The 16,020-nt window shown below is 69.0% G+C and carries 13 protein-coding genes and 2 tRNA genes; 10 read left to right on the forward strand and 5 right to left on the reverse strand.

The window, feature by feature from the left end:
- Positions 1-4: 4 nt before the first annotated feature.
- Positions 5-1,012 carry a radical SAM/SPASM domain-containing protein gene (locus M2351_RS05190; protein ID WP_264655069.1) on the reverse strand — a complete coding sequence of 336 codons (1,008 nt, stop codon included), beginning with the start codon at positions 1,010-1,012 and terminating at the stop codon, positions 5-7.
- A 164-nt stretch (positions 1,013-1,176) separates the two neighbouring features.
- Here M2351_RS05190 and M2351_RS05195 point away from each other — a divergent pair, with 164 nt between their 5' ends.
- On the forward strand, positions 1,177-2,313 hold the full coding sequence (locus M2351_RS05195) for a sialidase family protein (RefSeq protein ID WP_264655070.1): 1,137 nt from the start codon (positions 1,177-1,179) through the stop codon (positions 2,311-2,313).
- Between the two features lie 74 nt (positions 2,314-2,387).
- Positions 2,388-3,545: a phosphoserine transaminase gene (locus tag M2351_RS05200; protein WP_264655071.1), complete on the forward strand. Its 1,158-nt coding sequence runs from the start codon at positions 2,388-2,390 to the stop codon at positions 3,543-3,545.
- A 56-nt stretch (positions 3,546-3,601) separates the two neighbouring features.
- Here M2351_RS05200 and M2351_RS05205 read toward each other — a convergent pair whose 3' ends face one another.
- Positions 3,602-5,311 carry a hypothetical protein gene (locus M2351_RS05205; RefSeq protein WP_264655072.1) on the reverse strand — a complete coding sequence of 570 codons (1,710 nt, stop codon included), beginning with the start codon at positions 5,309-5,311 and terminating at the stop codon, positions 3,602-3,604.
- Between the two features lie 289 nt (positions 5,312-5,600).
- Between M2351_RS05205 and M2351_RS05210 the strand changes: the two genes are divergently transcribed.
- The 4 genes from M2351_RS05210 to M2351_RS05225 all read left to right on the forward strand — a co-directional run bounded on the left by M2351_RS05210 (position 5,601) and on the right by M2351_RS05225 (position 10,831).
- Entirely contained in the window at positions 5,601-6,764 is a 1,164-nt protein-coding gene (locus M2351_RS05210; protein WP_264655073.1) for an ATP phosphoribosyltransferase regulatory subunit, read from the forward strand.
- Between the two features lie 76 nt (positions 6,765-6,840).
- Entirely contained in the window at positions 6,841-8,133 is a 1,293-nt protein-coding gene (locus M2351_RS05215; RefSeq protein WP_264655074.1) for an adenylosuccinate synthase, read from the forward strand.
- Positions 8,134-8,263: 130 nt separating this feature from the next.
- Entirely contained in the window at positions 8,264-10,303 is a 2,040-nt protein-coding gene (locus M2351_RS05220; protein ID WP_264655075.1) for a protein kinase family protein, read from the forward strand.
- Between the two features lie 72 nt (positions 10,304-10,375).
- Positions 10,376-10,831 carry a hypothetical protein gene (locus tag M2351_RS05225; RefSeq protein WP_264655076.1) on the forward strand — a complete coding sequence of 152 codons (456 nt, stop codon included), beginning with the start codon at positions 10,376-10,378 and terminating at the stop codon, positions 10,829-10,831.
- A gap of 50 nt (positions 10,832-10,881) precedes the next feature.
- Here the strand turns inward: M2351_RS05225 and rpoH are convergent, their stop codons facing one another.
- A complete protein-coding gene (gene rpoH / locus M2351_RS05230; RefSeq protein ID WP_264655077.1) occupies positions 10,882-11,766 on the reverse strand; it encodes an RNA polymerase sigma factor RpoH in 885 nt (294 codons plus the stop codon).
- 156 nt (positions 11,767-11,922) lie between these two features.
- Positions 11,923-12,921: an RluA family pseudouridine synthase gene (locus tag M2351_RS05235; RefSeq protein ID WP_264655078.1), complete on the reverse strand. Its 999-nt coding sequence runs from the start codon at positions 12,919-12,921 to the stop codon at positions 11,923-11,925.
- Positions 12,922-12,967: 46 nt separating this feature from the next.
- Between M2351_RS05235 and M2351_RS05240 the strand changes: the two genes are divergently transcribed.
- The 4 genes from M2351_RS05240 to M2351_RS05255 all read left to right on the forward strand — a co-directional run bounded on the left by M2351_RS05240 (position 12,968) and on the right by M2351_RS05255 (position 14,642).
- Positions 12,968-13,336, forward strand: a complete 369-nt coding sequence (locus M2351_RS05240; RefSeq protein WP_264655079.1) for a hypothetical protein — start codon at positions 12,968-12,970, stop codon at positions 13,334-13,336.
- The gene (locus tag M2351_RS05245) at positions 13,333-14,385 is read left to right on the forward strand and encodes a threonine aldolase family protein (protein ID WP_264655080.1); all 1,053 of its coding nucleotides are present in this window, start codon (positions 13,333-13,335) and stop codon (positions 14,383-14,385) included. Before M2351_RS05240 ends, M2351_RS05245 begins: the two co-directional genes overlap by 4 nt.
- Before the next feature lie 69 nt (positions 14,386-14,454).
- Positions 14,455-14,530 (forward strand) — tRNA-Glu (locus M2351_RS05250).
- Between the two features lie 36 nt (positions 14,531-14,566).
- Positions 14,567-14,642: transfer RNA gene (locus tag M2351_RS05255), tRNA-Glu, on the forward strand.
- A 146-nt stretch (positions 14,643-14,788) separates the two neighbouring features.
- On the opposite strand, the gene M2351_RS05260 is transcribed toward M2351_RS05255, so the two are convergent.
- Entirely contained in the window at positions 14,789-15,745 is a 957-nt protein-coding gene (locus M2351_RS05260; protein ID WP_264655081.1) for a transglycosylase SLT domain-containing protein, read from the reverse strand.
- Between the last annotated feature and the right edge of the window lie 275 nt (positions 15,746-16,020).

The following is a 16,020-nucleotide window of genomic DNA, read 5'->3' on the forward strand; positions in this document are numbered from 1 at the left end:
CAGCTCACACCGTCGCCCGGTACTTCCCGATCAGGTCGGCGGCGAAGCCGTCCAGGTTGTTGTCGGCGGGCAGGGTCTGGACGTAGGCGCAGCCGTTGCAGGCCGGGATCTCGTCCCGCCGGCCTCCCAGGTGCTTCAGGCGGAAGTCGCGCAGCCGCTCGCCGTTCCAGATGTCGATCAGCGGCTCCTCGGCCACGTTGCCGACGATGGTGCCCATGGCCCAGTCGGCGCAGCAGACCGACACCTCCCCGTTGAAGTTGATCGCCAATTTCAGGAAGGGTTCGGAGCAGACCTTGCGTCCGGTGTCCGGGGCGGCGGCGAAGGCGCTCTCCTCCGCCAGCGCCTGCCCGTGGACGGGGTGGACGAACAGGCTGTCGCTGATGGGGCCGAAGGTGTCGATGAAGGTCTGCCGCTCCTCCGCCGTCAGTTCCACATTGATGATCTTGCAATGGAGGTGGAAGTTGCGCCCCAGCTCCGTCTTGCGGCGGTGCAGGTAGGCAACGTTGTCCACCACGGTCTGGAAGCTGTCGAATCGCCGCGTGACGCGCTTGTACATGGCGTCGCTGGCCCCGTAGACCGACACGCGCATGGCGTCGAGCCCGGCGGCGAGCAGCGCGTCCGCGCGTTCCCGCGTCAGCAGGGAGCCGTTGCTGGTCATCTCCACGTGGCGGGCCAGCCCGCGCGCCTTCAGCAGGTGGACCATGTGGTCCACGCGCGGGTTCACCAGCGGTTCGCCGTCCTTGTAGAGGTGGACCGACTTGATCGGCGCGTCGAAGGCGGCGATGTCGTCCGCGATCTTGCGGAACAGGTCGAACTTCATGGATCCGCGCGGCCGTCCCACCTCCTTCAGCAACTCCGGCGAGCCGGTGGCGCAGAAGACGCAGCGGAAGTTGCAGCCATTGGACGGGTCGATCAAGAGCGAGAAGGGCGTCGTCAGCGGCAGCACCTGCGACAGGTCGCTGCGCTCGCGGTGCCGGCCATAGGGGATGTTCACGGTGGTCGATTCGGTCATGGCCGGGGTGTCGTCTTCTGGGAAGCCCATGTGACTATCAAGGGATCATGGAGACCGTAAAGGAATCCTTCATCCAAGCCGCCGGACAAGGGACATTGGGTCGCGCCCGGACCTCGGGGGCGCCAGACGGCGGTTCAGGTTACGGCGGTTCAGGTTCAGGCACCATGCTCGACATTCTCTCCCATCGCGTCGTCTACAGCGACCGGCGCTTCTACGCGGCCTTTCCCTCGGCGGCGACGCTGACCGACGGCACGGTGCTGGTCGCCTTCCGCCGCGCCCGCGACCACCGCTGGCTGCACGGCGAGCCGACGGAAGGGAAGGGCGACTTCGACAGCGTGGACCATGTGGACTCGCGCTCCCACCTCGTGATGCAGCGCTTCTCCGCCGATTTCGAGCCGCTGGGCGAGCCACGGGCGCTGCCCACGGATCCGGAGGCGGGGGACCAGGACGCCAACCTGCTGGTGCTGCGCTCCGGCCGCATCCTGATGGGCGGCTTCTCCTGGTACCCGATGTCGGCGCGCCACGGCGCCCGGCTGCGTGAGAAGGGCGTGCACCTGCTGGGAAACCCGGACAGCAGCGGCACCTTCTTCCTGTTCTGGGGCGGCACCACGCGGTTCAGCGACGACGGCGGCCGGCACTGGTCGCCGCATCGCTACCTGCCGGAGCTCCCCGACCAGGGCCCAATCATCCCCGGCGTGCGGCCGATGCTGGGCGGCGCGGTGCGCGGCCGGGCCGTGGAGGCGCCGGACGGGACGCTGCTGATGGCGACCTACACGGGCGGACCCTACACCAGCTACCTGTTCGTCTCCCGCGACCGGGGCGAGAGCTGGGAGTTGCGCAGCACCATCGCCCGCGATGCCGACGGCAAAGCCGGCTTCTGCGAGACCGCGCTGCACCTGACCGAGGATGGGCGGCTGATCGCCTTCCACCGCACCACGGGGCTGAAGGACCACCTCGTCACCTCCGTCTCCCGCGACCTGGGCGAGACCTGGGAGCCCTGGGAGCAGAGCGCGGTGGTCGGCCATCCCTACGACGCCTGTCCGCTGCCCGACGGGCGGCTGCTGGTCGTCTACGGCTATCGCCACAAGCCCTACGGCGTGCGCGCCCGTGTCTGGGACCCGTACAAAGGGTCGCTGGACGACGCGCCGGAGGTGGTCATCCGCGACGACGCGCCGTCGCCCGACACCGGCTACCCCTGGGCGACCGTGCTGGCCGACGGGCGCGTGGCCGTCTGCTATTACATCTGCGACGCGGCGGGAATTCGCCACATCCAGGCGACCCTGCTGCGCGTGCGGGGATAATTGACGGTTGGGCGGGCGTGCCCGTATCGTCCGCCGCGTGTCTTCCATCCCGCATTTTGGGGAGTAGTGCCTCCATGAAGCCCGTCCGCCGGCCGTCGAACCCGCTGTTTTCCTCCGGCCCCTGCGCCAAGCGGCCGGGCTGGTCGCTGGACTCCCTGGACGGGGCGCTGCTCGGCCGATCCCACCGGTCCAAGCCGGGCAAGGCGAAGCTGAAGGAGGTCATCGACCTCACCCGCGCGGTGCTGGCCATTCCCGGCGACTACCGAATCGGCATCGTGCCGGCGTCGGACACCGGCGCTGTGGAGATGGCGCTGTGGAACCTGCTGGGCGCCCGCGGCGTGGACATGCTGGCCTGGGAGAGCTTCGGCAAGGAGTGGGTGACCGACGTCACCAAGCAGCTGAAGCTTCCCGATGTGCGCCTTCTCCAGGCCGATTACGGCGAACTGCCCGACCTGGGGCAGGTGGACTTCGACCGCGACGTGGTCTTCACCTGGAACGGCACGACCTCGGGCGTGCGGGTGCCGAACGGCGACTGGATCCCGGACGACCGCCAGGGCTTGTCGATCTGCGACGCCACCTCCGCCGCTTTCGCCATGGACATCCCCTGGTCGAAGATCGACGTCGCCACCTGGTCCTGGCAGAAGGTGCTGGGCGGCGAGGCCGCGCACGGCATGCTGGTGCTGAGCCCGCGCGCCGTGGAGCGGCTGGAAAGCTTCCAGCCCGACCGCCCGCTGCCGAAGATCTTCCGCCTGACGAAAGGCGGGAAGCTGATCGACGGCATCTTCGTCGGCGACACCATCAACACCCCCTCCATGCTCTGCGTGGAGGACGCCATCGACGGCCTGCGCTGGGCCCTGTCCATCGGCGGCCTGCCTCAGCTGGTCCGCCGGTCGGAGCAGAACCTGCGAATCGTCGCGGAGTGGGCGGAGGCCAGCCCCTGGGCCGGCTTCCTCGCCACCGACCCGGCCATCCGCTCCTGCACGGCGATCTGCCTGCGCTTCACCGACCCGGACGTCACCGCGTTGAGCGCGGAAGCCCAGGCGGCCTTCGCCAAGAAGCTCGCCACCCTGCTGGAGACGGAGGAAGCCGCCTTCGACGCCGGCTCTTACCGCGATGCCCCTTCGGGTCTGCGCCTGTGGGGCGGCGCCACGGTGGAGAACGAGGACATGGAAGCGGTGCTTCCCTGGCTCGACTGGGCCTTCGCCACCGTGAAGGCCGAATTGGTGAAGTAAGCGGCTATCGCCCCCTCTCCCTGCAGAGCAGAAAGAGGGGGTTCAAGCGCTTGAACTCACGTAAACCCGGCCTCGCCCAGCAGGCGGTAGAACTCGCGCAGGGCGAGCTGCCGCTGGGTGCGGTCGGGCAGGTCCTCGACGTATTTGTGCTCGAAGTTGGGCTGGCGCAGATGGTCGACGACGCGCCGCCGCACCATGTCCAGCGCCCGGCGGCTGCGCAGCGTGCCCGGCGCGCAGAGGCCGATCAGGCGGTTGGCGCGGTGGCGCAGCGGGTCGCCGGGGTTGTCGAGCTGCTCCACCACCCGGCTGTGGAGGATGTAGGCGACCAGCATGTGGTCCAGGTTGTCGGCGAACCGGCGGCGCCGATCCTCCGGCAGCGGGGCTTCGACGATCTGGGAATAGAGAAGGGTCAGCGTCTCCAGGTTCTCCCGCACCGGCAGGCGGCGGTCGATGAAGCGGTCGAAGTCCGCCGGGTCGCCGGTCAGCGACGCCAGCGCCCCGCCGATGTCGTCCGCGTGCTGCCGCCCCAGTTCCGTTTCGGCCAGCGCGATCAGGAAACGCACGCGGTCGTTGGCGCTGCGAATCGCGGCGGTGGCCTCCGCGATGGCCTGCCGGCGTCCCGTGGCCCCGCCGGCCTCCAGGAAGCGCAGGCAGCGTAGGACGAGCGCCTCCGCCATCGGGCCGCCGCCCACGACTCCGTCGGGGGACAGCACGCTCCCAAGGACCGTTTGGAAGGCCTCCCGCTCTTTTCCCGGATCGTGGCGGTAGAGCGGCTGGGTGCCCTTCAGCTGCCGGCGCACCAGGTCCAAAATGACGAGCCGCGTCTCGTCCAGGTCGTGGAAGGCGAGAAGCTCGTTCAGGTGGACGGCGCGGTCGTCCTCCGCCCGGCCGCCGGGGGCCAGCCGGCCGCGCGCCAGGTCGATCAGGTTGCACAGCGCCTCCGCCAGGCTGCCCTGCATCCCCAGAAGTTCCTGCGCGACGGAGGGGGCGCCCATCACGTCGGCGATGACTCCGTCCACGACCATCAGCGGCCCGTCGGCAAGGCCGCCGCCCTCGCGCACGAGTTCACCGAGGAAATCCAGCTTGGCGAGCCAGTTGCGCATCTGCACCAGCTCCCGCGACAAGACGACGCGGGCGAGGAAGTCGCGTTCCTCCGCGGGCAGCCGGGAGTTCAGCTGGTCGAACATCGGGCGGAAGCCGGTGGAGGTCAGCGCCGGCAGGTCCTTGCGCGTCGCGGCGCGCTGTGCGCGGTCGCGGACCGACTCCAGCAGCCCGTTCAGCGCCTCGCGGCGGCTCCGACCGTCGCCGGCGCCCTGTTCCGCCTGCAGGACGGCCACGCGCCCCACCGCGCTGGTGACGAGGCTGTCGGTTCCCAGCAGCCGGGTCAGTTCCGCGTGGTTGTGCAGGACCTCCGTCGGGGTGACGACCGCCCGTTCCACATAGTTGCGCAGCAGCCGGTTCATCGCCATGCGGCACTGCACCCCGTAAACATCCCCGACGGTCGTGCAGACCGGGGGCGCCTCGTCCAGCGGAGCCACGGCGACCGTTCGCGAGAGGGCGCGGAACTCGACGTGGATTTCCGTTTCCACGTGCCGCCCGTCGGGGCGCCGCCAGTCGCGCACGACCCGCACGCCTTCGATCTTGCCGCCGGACAGGATGCGCCGGGCATAGGACATTGCCTCCGCCTCGACGTCGAAGCGGCAGTCGAGGACCCAGTGGTCCACCTTGTAGATCTGCACCTCGAAGCTGGCGGAGGGGGCGGCCATCGCGTCTTGTCCCCGATAGTGGGGTCCCCGAAATTGCGGGGTATGTGCACGCAGGAATCGAACATTTTTCGGTCGAATTCAACGGCGTTTTTCAAAGGTTGCGCAGGCGGATAACCCCCGGCCGCCCGAGGCGACTGACGTGCGCGCAGAGGAGACGGGCACGCCCCGCGGGGCTTTTCCGTTTGCATGGGACATGGGGCTGGGGTATTGACGCGCACCGTGTGTCCGACGTTCGCCTCGACCGCGGTGCGTCGGCCCTTGCCCATTTTTTGACGAGACGACGCCGGCCATGCCCGCTGATCCCCTAAGCTCCGCCCTGTTGCCCGCTGGCCTGCACGACGTGCTGCCGCCCGAAGCGGCGCATGAAGCGGCGGCGGTGGAACGCCTGCTGGCCGAATTCACTGCGCACGGCTATCAGCGCGTCAAGCCGCCGCTGGTGGAGTTCGAGGACAACCTGCTGTCCGGCTCCGGCGCGGCCATGGCGAAGCAGACCTTCCGCCTGATGGACCCGCTGTCGCAGCGGATGATGGCCGTCCGCGCCGACATCACGCCGCAGATCGCCCGCATCGCCACCACGCGGCTGAAGAACGAGTCGCGCCCGCTGCGCCTGTGCTACTCGGGCCAGGTGCTGCGTGTGAAGGGCTCGCAGCTGCGCCCCGAACGGCAGTTCACCCAGGTCGGCGTTGAGCTGATCGGCCCGCTGGAGGCCGAGGCGGACGCCGAGGTGATCCTGCTGGCCGCCCACGCGCTGGAAGGCGTCGGGGTGCAGCACCTGTCCGTGGACCTCTGCGTGCCGACCATGGTGCCGCTGGTCTGCCGCGGCCTCGGCCTTGCCGAGGAGGAGACGGCCCGCCTGCGCGCGGCGCTCGACCGCAAGGACGCGGCCGCCGTGGCGGCGGTCGGCGGGCCGGCGGCGACGCTGCTGCAGACGCTGATGACCGCCTCCGGCCCGGCGGAGCGCGCCATGCAGGTGCTGGCCTCCCTGCCGCTGCCGGAAGAGGCGGAGAAGGACCGTCGCCGCCTGACCGACGCGCTGCGCCTGCTGCGCGCGGCGCGGCCGGACCTGGTCATCACCGTCGATTTGGTGGAGCACCGCGGCTTCGAGTACCAGACCGGCCTCAGCTTCACCCTGTTCGCGCGCGACGTGCGCGGCGAGCTGGGGGCGGGCGGGCGCTACCGCGCCGGGGGTCGCACCGGGGAAGAGGAACAGGGCGAGCCGGCGACCGGTTTCACGCTCTACATGGACACGCTGCTGCGTGCCGTTCCGGCACCGGCCGCGAAGAAGCGCGTTTATGTGCCGCATGGCACGTCCTGGGCCGCGGCGGGCAAGCTGCGCGCCGAGGGCTGGGTCACCGTGGTCGGGCTCGCCCCGGCGGCCGACCCGGCGGAGGAGGCGCGACGCCTGGGCTGCGGCCACCGGTTGGCCGACGGCGCGGTGACGGCGCTGGAGTAGTCGTTCCCGGATCCCTCGGCCCGAGCGGGGCCGGGACGGGCTTTTTTTGACAGCGTACTTTTTTGCGGAGACACACATGGCCAACGTGGCGGTGGTCGGCGCCCAGTGGGGCGACGAGGGCAAGGGCAAGATCGTCGACTGGCTGTCCAGCCGGGCCGACGTGGTGGTGCGCTTCCAGGGCGGTCACAACGCCGGCCACACGCTGGTGATCAACGGCGTGACGTACAAGCTGAGCCTGCTGCCCTCGGGCGTGGTTCGGCAAAACAAGCTGTCGGTCATCGGCAACGGCGTCGTCTTCGACCCCTGGGCCTTCATCCGCGAAGTCACGGCGATCAAGAGCCAGGGCGTCGAGGTGTCGCCCGAGACGCTGTTGGTCGCCGAGAACGTGCCGCTGATCCTGCCCGTGCACAGCGCCCTGGACAAAGCGCGCGAGGAGGCCCGCGGCGCCGGCAAGATCGGCACCACCGGCCGCGGCATCGGCCCGGCCTATGAGGACAAGGTCGCCCGCCGCGCCATCCGCCTGTGCGACCTCTCCGACGAGGCCGTGCTGAAGGAGAAGGTCGACGCGCTGCTCGCCCACCACAACCTGCTGCTCCGCGGCCTGGGTGCGGCGGAGATGACGCCGGCCGACCTGCTCGACCCGCTGCGCGAGATCGCCCCGCAGGTGCTGCCGTACGCGTCGGTCGTCTGGAAGACGCTCGACGAGCTGCGCCGCGCCGGCAAGCGCATCCTGTTCGAAGGCGCCCAGGGCCAGATGCTCGACATCGACCACGGCACCTACCCGTACGTCACCTCCTCCAACACGGTGGCCGGCAACGCCGCCGCGGGCAGCGGCATGGGCCCGCGCGCCGTCGGCTATGTGCTGGGCATCTGCAAGGCGTACACCACCCGCGTCGGCTCCGGCCCGTTCCCGACGGAGCTGTTCGACGACGTGGGCGAGCTGATCGGCCAGCGCGGCAAGGAGTTCGGCGTGGTCACCGGCCGCAAGCGCCGCTGCGGCTGGTTCGACGCCGTGATGGTCCGCCAGGCCGTGAAGACCGGTGGCATCGACGGCATCGCCATGACCAAGCTGGACGTGCTGGACGGCTTCGACGAGATCAAGGTCTGCGTCGGCTACCGCCTGGACGGGCAGGAGCTGGACTATTTCCCGGCCAACGCCGGCGCCCAGGCCCGCGTCGAGCCGATTTACGAGACCTTTGAGGGCTGGAAGGACAGCACCCACGGCGCCCGCTCCTGGGCGGAGCTGCCGGCCCAGGCGGTCAAATACGTCCGCCACGTGGAGGAGCTGATCCAGGCCCCGGTCGCTCTGCTCTCCACCAGCCCCGAGCGCGACGACACCATCCTGATGAACGACCCGTTCCAGGATTGAGGCAAGTTCACCCCTCTCCCGTCGCCGGCGGGAGAGGGGATGCTTGCTTCTCGCACGTTAAGGGTTTGTTTGCCTTTTGCGCGCCTCCTAATGCGCGCACACGCTCGCAGGCTCCGGGGACACGCTCGCCATGCCATCCGACTCCATGACCGCCGCGGCCGCGGAACGGATGATGGCCAACGCCGACCCCGTCCGGCTGGGGGAGCGGTACGAGGTCCTGCCCAACGCGCCGCTTCAGGTGCTGAACGGGGTGGGCGGCAACGCCTACACCGCGCGCTCCCAGCGCGACAAGCGGGCGGAGCCCTTCGCCGTCATCGGGCACGGCGCGACCCTGCCGCGGACCGACGTCGCTGCCACCGTGTCGAGCCTGGACAATCAGGTGCACATGCGCCTGCTCGACTGGGGCGTGGTGGACTGGCCCGCCGACCATGGGCGGCGATTCTGCCTGATCTTCGAACGGCCGGCCGGCCGTCGGCTGATGAACAGCATCACCGACAGCGTCGAGCCGATCCCCGAAGACCACCTGACCCGCCAGATCATCCACCCGCTTGTGCCCGCGCTGAAGGAGCTGTCGAGCCGCGGCGTGGTGCACGGCGCCATCCGGCCGAGCAACCTCTATTACCGCGACCTCGCGTCCGGCGGGCTGATGCTGGGCGAATGCGTGTCCACGCCGCCGGGCTACGGCCAGCCGGTGCTGCTGGAGACGGTGGAGCGGGGCATGGCGGCCCCGGCCGGCCGCGGCAACGGCACGATGGCCGACGACCTCTATTCGCTGGGCGTCACGCTTCTGCTGCTCCTGCTCGGCCGCAACCCGGTGGCCCATCTGGACGAGGAGCAAATCCTCCAGGCCAAGATCGAGCGCGGGTCCTACCCGGCGCTGGTCGGGCAGATGCGCTTGCCGCTGGCCATCAACGAGGTGATCCGCGGTCTGCTGGTGGACGACCCCAAGCAGCGCTGGACCTTGCAGGACCTCGACCTCTGGGTCGCCGGGCGCCGGCTCAGCCCGAAGCAGCCGCAGGTGCCGCGCCGCGCCGCCCGGCCGCTGGAATTCCAGGGGCAGGAATACTGGCATTGCCGCACGCTGGCCCGCGCCTTCGCCAAGCACGTCGCCGCCGCCTCGACCGTGATTGAGGGCGGGGAACTGGACAAGTGGCTGCGCCGCTCCATGGGCGACGACGCGCGGGCGGAGGCGGTCGGCAACGCCATCCAGACCGCCTCGACCGGCAAGGCCGGCAGCATGTCGGAACGGCTGGTCTCCCGCGTCGGCATGGCGCTCGACCCCACGGCCCCGATTCGCTACCGCGGCAAGGCGATCATGCCGGACGGCATCGGCGCCATGCTGGCCGACGCCTTCCTGCGGGGCGAGTCGCCGCAGCCGGTGGCCGAGGTGCTGGCGAACCAGCTGCCCATGTTCTGGGTGAACGTGCAGAGCGACTTCAAGCCGGAGTTCGTGCCGATGGTGCAGAACTTCGACCAGATCCGCGCCTTCCTGGACCGCACCGCGCACGGGCTGGGCGTGGAGCGCGTGCTGTACGAGATGAACCCGACCATGCCCTGCCTCAGCCCGCTGGTCGGCAAGCAGATCCCGACCTCCCCGGCGGAACTGCTGCGCGCGCTCGACTGGGTGGGGGCGGGTGGGGAGCGCCACAAGGATCCCATCGACCGGCACATTGCCGCCTTCCTGGCCGTGCGGCACAAGCGGACGGACGAGCTGCTCTATACCCAGCTCGGCTCCAGCGTGGAGCCGATGCGCCGGGTGATCGCCATGCTGACCATCCTGGCCGACGTGCAGGCGCGCACCGGCACCGACTCCCTGTCGCATCTCGCGACCTGGGTGGTTGCGTTGCTGGAGCCCGCCTTCCGGCGCTTCCACAGCCGCCCGCATCAGGAGACCGTGCGCAAGCAGGCCGACGGGGCCGCCCACAACGGCCGGCTGGGTGAGTTGCTGAAGATCGTCGACGATCCGGAAGCGCTGCGCCAGGACAAGCTGGAGTTCGAGGCCGCCCAGATCGCCTATCGGGAGGCGGACGCGGAGATCAACAAGCTGCGGCAGACCATCGCCGACCGCGGAACCATCATCGAATCGACCGGCCGACAGGTGGCCGCGATCGCGTCGAGCCTGCTGTCCACCCTGCTGGTGGCCGGCATCATCCTGTTCTTCGCCTTCTGACGGTTTGCCCTTTTACGTTTTTGGGGAGCACGCATGGCCCGCGGCGGGAAAAAGCGGAAACGCAAAGGCAGCATGCTGACGCTGATCCTGCTGATCATCCCGGCAGGGCTGGTGGTGCTGCCCACCTCGATCCTGTTCGGGGTCGGCATGATCCCGACCATCGTCGCCTACGTGACCGACCGTGATCCGGAAAAGTCGGCGCCGATCACCGTGGGCGGGCTGAACTTCTGCGGCTGCATGCCCTACGCCATCGACCTGTGGAAGCACAACCACACCATCACCGCGGCCGGCAAGATCTTCGCCGATCCCTTGGCGTGGCTGATCATGTACGGGGCGGCGGCCATCGGCTGGGCGCTCTACTACGGCATCCCGCCGGCTGTGGCGAACTTCGAGGTGATGCGGGCGGAAAAGCGCGTCGGCGCGCTGAAGCAGGTGAAGGTCGGCCTGGTCCAGGAATGGGGACCGGACGTCGCCGGCGACACCTTCGACGACTCCGGCGGCTTCGCGCCGGGCGAGGAGCCGGCGTAGGCGGAAAAATCCCCTCTCCCAGCGGGGCTGGGAGAGGGGATAGAAAGCCGTTACCCCGCTAGCTTCTGCTCCAGGGCGGCGTTCTTGATGGCCTTCTGAAGCTTTTCGAAGGCGCGGACCTCGATCTGGCGGACGCGCTCGCGGCTGATGCCGTATTTCTGCGACAGGTCCTCCAGCGTGGTCGGATTGTCGCGCAGCCGGCGTTCCACCAGGATGTGGCGCTCGCGCTCGTTCAGGCCTTCCATGGCGTGGGCCAGCAGCTTGCGGCGCTTGCCCAGTTCCTCGCTCTCGGCCAGCGAGATTTCCTGGTTGGCCGTCTCGTCCACCAGCCAGTCCTGCCACTCGCCCTCGCTGTCGGCGCGCAGCGGCGCGTTCAGCGAATGGTCGGGGGCGCCCAGGCGGCGGTTCATGTTGACGACGTCCTGCTCCGGCACCTCAAGGGTGGTGGCGATGTGGCGCACCTGCTCGGGCGACATGTCGCCCTCCTCGATGGCCTGCATCTGACCCTTCAGGCGGCGCAGGTTGAAGAACAGCTTCTTCTGCGCGGCGGTCGTGCCCATCTTCACGAGCGACCAGCTGTGCAGGATGTATTCCTGGATGGCCGCGCGGATCCACCACATGGCGTAGGTGGCCAGCCGGAAGCCGCGGTCGGGGTCGAAGCGCTTGACCGCCTGCATCATGCCGACGTTGCCCTCGGAGATCAGCTCCGACAGCGGAAGGCCGTAGCCGCGGTAGCCCATGGCGATCTTCGCCACGAGTCGCAGGTGGCTGGTCACCAGCTTGTGGGCGGCGTCCGAATTCTCGTGCTCCTGCCAGCTCTTGGCCAGCATGTACTCCTCCTCCGCCGCGAGCATGGGGAACTTGCGGATTTCCTGGAGGTAGCGCGAGAGATTGCTTTCGGAACTGATGACCGGAACGCTGGATAGTGTCGCCATGATTGACCCTCTCCGACGGTCGTTGTTCGTGCCTTCTGCCGGGCACCCGACCGTTCTTCAGTGCTGCGCCGCCACGATCGTTTCCGGATGGGAAGCTTGAGCGTTGGTGGCTGTTAACGCGAAGAATAACCGACTTCTGCGCGGGGGCATAGAGTTTTATAGTGATTCTAAGGTATGGATCAAATCCCGGATATCCGGGGGTAGACTGGTCTGGAAGCGCACCTGTTCCCCCCCGGCGGGATGCACGAAGCTGAGCCCGACCGCGTGCAGCGCCTGCCTGGGAAAGCCAACAAACAAGCCGCGGACGGGTTCCGGCAGGGTGGAGGCGTGGCGACCCCCGGCGCGTCCCGAGCGGCCCTTGCCGTAGAGCGGATCCCCGACGACGGGATGGCCGATATGCGCCATGTGCACGCGTATCTGGTGGGTCCGTCCGGTCTCCAGCACGCATTCGACGAGCGCCATGGCGGTCCCATACGCCTTCACCACGCGGTAGCGGGTGGCGGCGTGCTTTCCGCCGTGGGCGACCACGGCCATCTTCTTGCGGTCGGCGTTGCTGCGCCCGATGTTGCCTTCGATCCGCCCTTCCTTGGGCGAGGGGACGCCCCAGACCAGCGCCTGATAGGTGCGGCTGAGCGACCGGCCGGAGAACTGCTCTGTCAGCGCGTGGTGCGCGCGGTCGTTCTTGGCGACCACCATCAGGCCGCTGGTGTCCTTGTCGAGTCGGTGCACGATCCCCGGCCGCTTCACGCCGCCGATGCCCGACAGACTGTCGCCACAATGGGCGAGCAGCGCGTTCACCAGCGTGTTGTCCGGGTTGCCGGCGGCGGGGTGGACCACCAGACCGGCGGGCTTGTCGATCACCAGCACGTCCTCGTCCTCATAGATCACGTCCAGGGGGATGTCCTGGGCTTCCGGCTGTGCAGGTTCAGCTTCGGGGACGAAAACGTCGAAAGTTTGGCCGGGTTTGACCCTGAGGGAGGGGTCCGTTATCGTCCGCCCGCCCTCGCGCACGCAGCCCTGCTCCAGCAGCGCCTGGACGCGCGAGCGCGACAGCCCGGGCAATCCCGCCGCGAGCGCCTTGTCGAGCCGGTCGCCGCCGGATTCGGCGGGGATCTCGTGGGTGTAGTGGTTGCTGTTGACGGTGCGCTCGGGCATCGTTCGGCTCAACTCCTTACATTCGCGCGAGAGTGGACCCCAAACCGTGCAGTTCCTCAAGGCACTCGTCGTCATCATGGGCGTGTTGATCATCGCCGGCTTCGCGGTGATCGGCGTCGAACTCTACAAGCGCATGAACGATCCCAGCCGGGGCAACCCTGGCGCCAACCCCAGCGCCAACCCCAGCGCCAATGCCGACCCTGACCGCGTCGCGACCACCCCCGCCGGCCGGACGGAGGAGGTCGGGCTCGACCTGCCGCCGGGCACGCGCATGGGCGATCCGGTCGCGGTCGGCAATCGCGTCGTCTTCCGCGTCACCATTCCCGACGGCGTGGACCGGCTCTATGTGATGGATCCGCGCTCCGGCGCCATCTCCACCACGGTCACCACCGGGAAGGCAACGAGTTCGCGATGAGCCCCGAATCCCAACGCTACGATTTCCGCAGCGACAACGTCGCCGGCGCGGCCCCCGAGGTCGTCAACGCCCTGGCCGCCGCCTCCGTCGGGTCGGCCGATCCCTACGGCAACGACCCCTGGTCGGACAACGTCACGCGCCGCCTGTCCGAGATTTTCGAGACGGAGGTCGCGGTGTTCCCCGTCGCCACGGGCACGGCGGCGAACGCGCTGGCCCTGTCGGCGCTGGTGCCCCCCTACGGCGCGGTCTACTGCCATGACGAGAGCCACATCAACACCGACGAGTGCGGCGCGCCGGAGAACTTCACCGACGGTGCCAAGCTGGTCCCGCTGGCGGGGAAGGGCGGCAAGCTGGACTCGGACGCGCTGACCACGGCGCTGGGCAAGGCCGGCATCGGCGTCGTGCACCGGGTGCAGCCGGCGGCGCTCAGCCTGACCCAGGCGACCGAGGCCGGCACCGTCTACCGGCCGGAGGAGGTCGCGGCGCTGGTCGACGTGGCGCACGGCCACGGCATGGCGGTGCACATGGACGGCGCGCGCTTCGCCAACGCCATCGCCCGGCTGGGCTGCGCGCCGGCCGACGTCACCTGGAAGGTGGGCGTCGACGTGCTGGCGCTGGGTGGCACCAAGGGCGGCTGCCTCGCGGCGGAGGCGGTGGTCTTCTTCAACCCCGCCCTGGCCGAGGATTTCGGCTTCCTGCGCAAGCGGGCAGGCCATCTTGTGTCGAAAGGGCGGTTCCTGTCGGCGCAGCTCGACGCGTGGCTGGCCGACGACCTGTGGCTCCGGCTGGCGCGCCACGCCAACGCCATGGCCGAGCGGCTGTCGCAAGGCCTTGCTGCGTTGCCGGGGGCGGAACTGGCCTTCCCGGTGGAGGCCAACGAGATCTTCGTGCGCCTGCCGGCCGCCGTGGCCGACGGGCTGGAGGCGGCAGGCTACCGCTTCTACCGCTGGGACGGGACTCTGCTGCGCTTGGTCACCGCTTTCGACACGCCGCAGGCCGCCGTGGATGGCTTTCTGAAAATCGCAAGGAACCTGTCAGAAAAGGCTTGATCGGGAAGGGCGGGTTCGCTAAAAACCCGCCCACGCCGACGACGCCACGTCGTCAGACGACGAAAGACTGTCCCCTTCGTCTAGAGGCCTAGGACATCGCCCTCTCACGGCGGTAACAGGGGTTCGAATCCCCTAGGGGACGCCACTCGTTGGCTGACAGTACGCGCATCGCCCGATGAAGGTCCCCTTCGTCTAGAGGCCTAGGACATCGCCCTCTCACGGCGGTAACAGGGGTTCGAATCCCCTAGGGGACGCCATCCTCCGGCATGAACGAGCAACGGCCCGCCTTTTTGGCGGGCCGTCGTCGTTTCGGGGTGAGATTTCGGGGTGGCCCGCCTTTCGGCGGGTTGCCGTTGTCACGTTGGCCCGCCTTTCGGCGGGCCGTTGTCGTGTCGGAGCCCTGTCACCGCTTCGCGGTGGCACGGCCCTTGGGCGAAATGCCCAGTTCGGCGACCTCCTCCTGCTTGGCCGTGACGAGGCCGGCGGAGCGCACGACGCTGGGGTCGTGGGGGTGGCTGCGGCGTGGGTAGACGCTGCGGACCTTCTCCACATAATCCTGCGTCTCGCGGTAGGGCGGGACGCCCTTGTATTGCAGGACCGCTCCTTCGCCGGCGTTGTAGCCGGCCAGCGCCAGCGACACGTTGCCGTCGAAGTAGGCGAGCAGCCAGCGCAGGTACTTCATGCCGCCGCGCAGGTTCTGCTCCGGGTCGAACGGCTTCGTCACGCCGAAGCGCTCCGCCGTCTCGGGGATCAACTGCATCAGCCCCATGGCGTTCTTGTTCGACACCACGTCGACGCGGTAGCCCGATTCCACCGCGATGACCGCCAGCACCAGTTCGGGGTCGAGTCCGTAGGTCGGCGCCATTTTGGTGACCATGGTGCGGACTTCCTTGGGTGGCATGCGGATGACGCCCCAGCGGATGCTCGGCGGCTCGCAGCGGTCCGGCACCTTCGCCTTGGCGCTGCCACCCCGGGCGTAGGATTGGGCCTCCTCGTTGCCCAGCAGCGCGGCGCGGCGCAGCCATGAGCGGCCGAGATCCTCGTCGCGCGAGACGGTGCCCTTGCCGGCCAGGTGCATGCGGCCGGCCCGATAGGCCGCCTCCGCATAGTCCTGCCGTGCGGCGCGGCAATAGAGGGAGAGCGCCAGCCGTTCGTCCCGGTTCACGCCGTTCCCGGCCTCGTAGCGCAGGCCCAGCTCATACTGCGCGCGGGCGCTGCCCTTGCTGGCCAGCGCCTCCAGCGCGCGCACCGTGCCGTCTCCGGCGCCGGCCATCGCCGCGGTCGGAGCCGCCAACGCCATGGCCAGGGCGATGGCGCTGAGCGCCCGCCGTCCCGTGCCATGGACCTTGGCACTACCCATTGGAGAAACCATTCGATCGTTGGGTGTATGCGGGAAGATTGCCCCGCTAGTGCGATTGGCCGGATTCCCCCGAAAGGGACAAAAGAGTATTGTCCATATCAGGCGGGACAGCAGCGCCGAAAGAAACACAACATCTGCTGAGGGACGGAAACGCCTACGTAAGGACAAAGAAGAACCGCCTGCTGCGGCCTCAGGGAGGGGTGAATACCACGGTTCATCGCAGGCCTTCCGCCATGCACTCCCGCAAAAGAGATTCGAGGCCGGTTGGAGTGCTC

Origin of the sequence: Azospirillum canadense (genome assembly GCF_025961225.1) — a bacterium.
In the GTDB taxonomy this organism is placed as follows: domain Bacteria; phylum Pseudomonadota; class Alphaproteobacteria; order Azospirillales; family Azospirillaceae; genus Azospirillum; species Azospirillum canadense.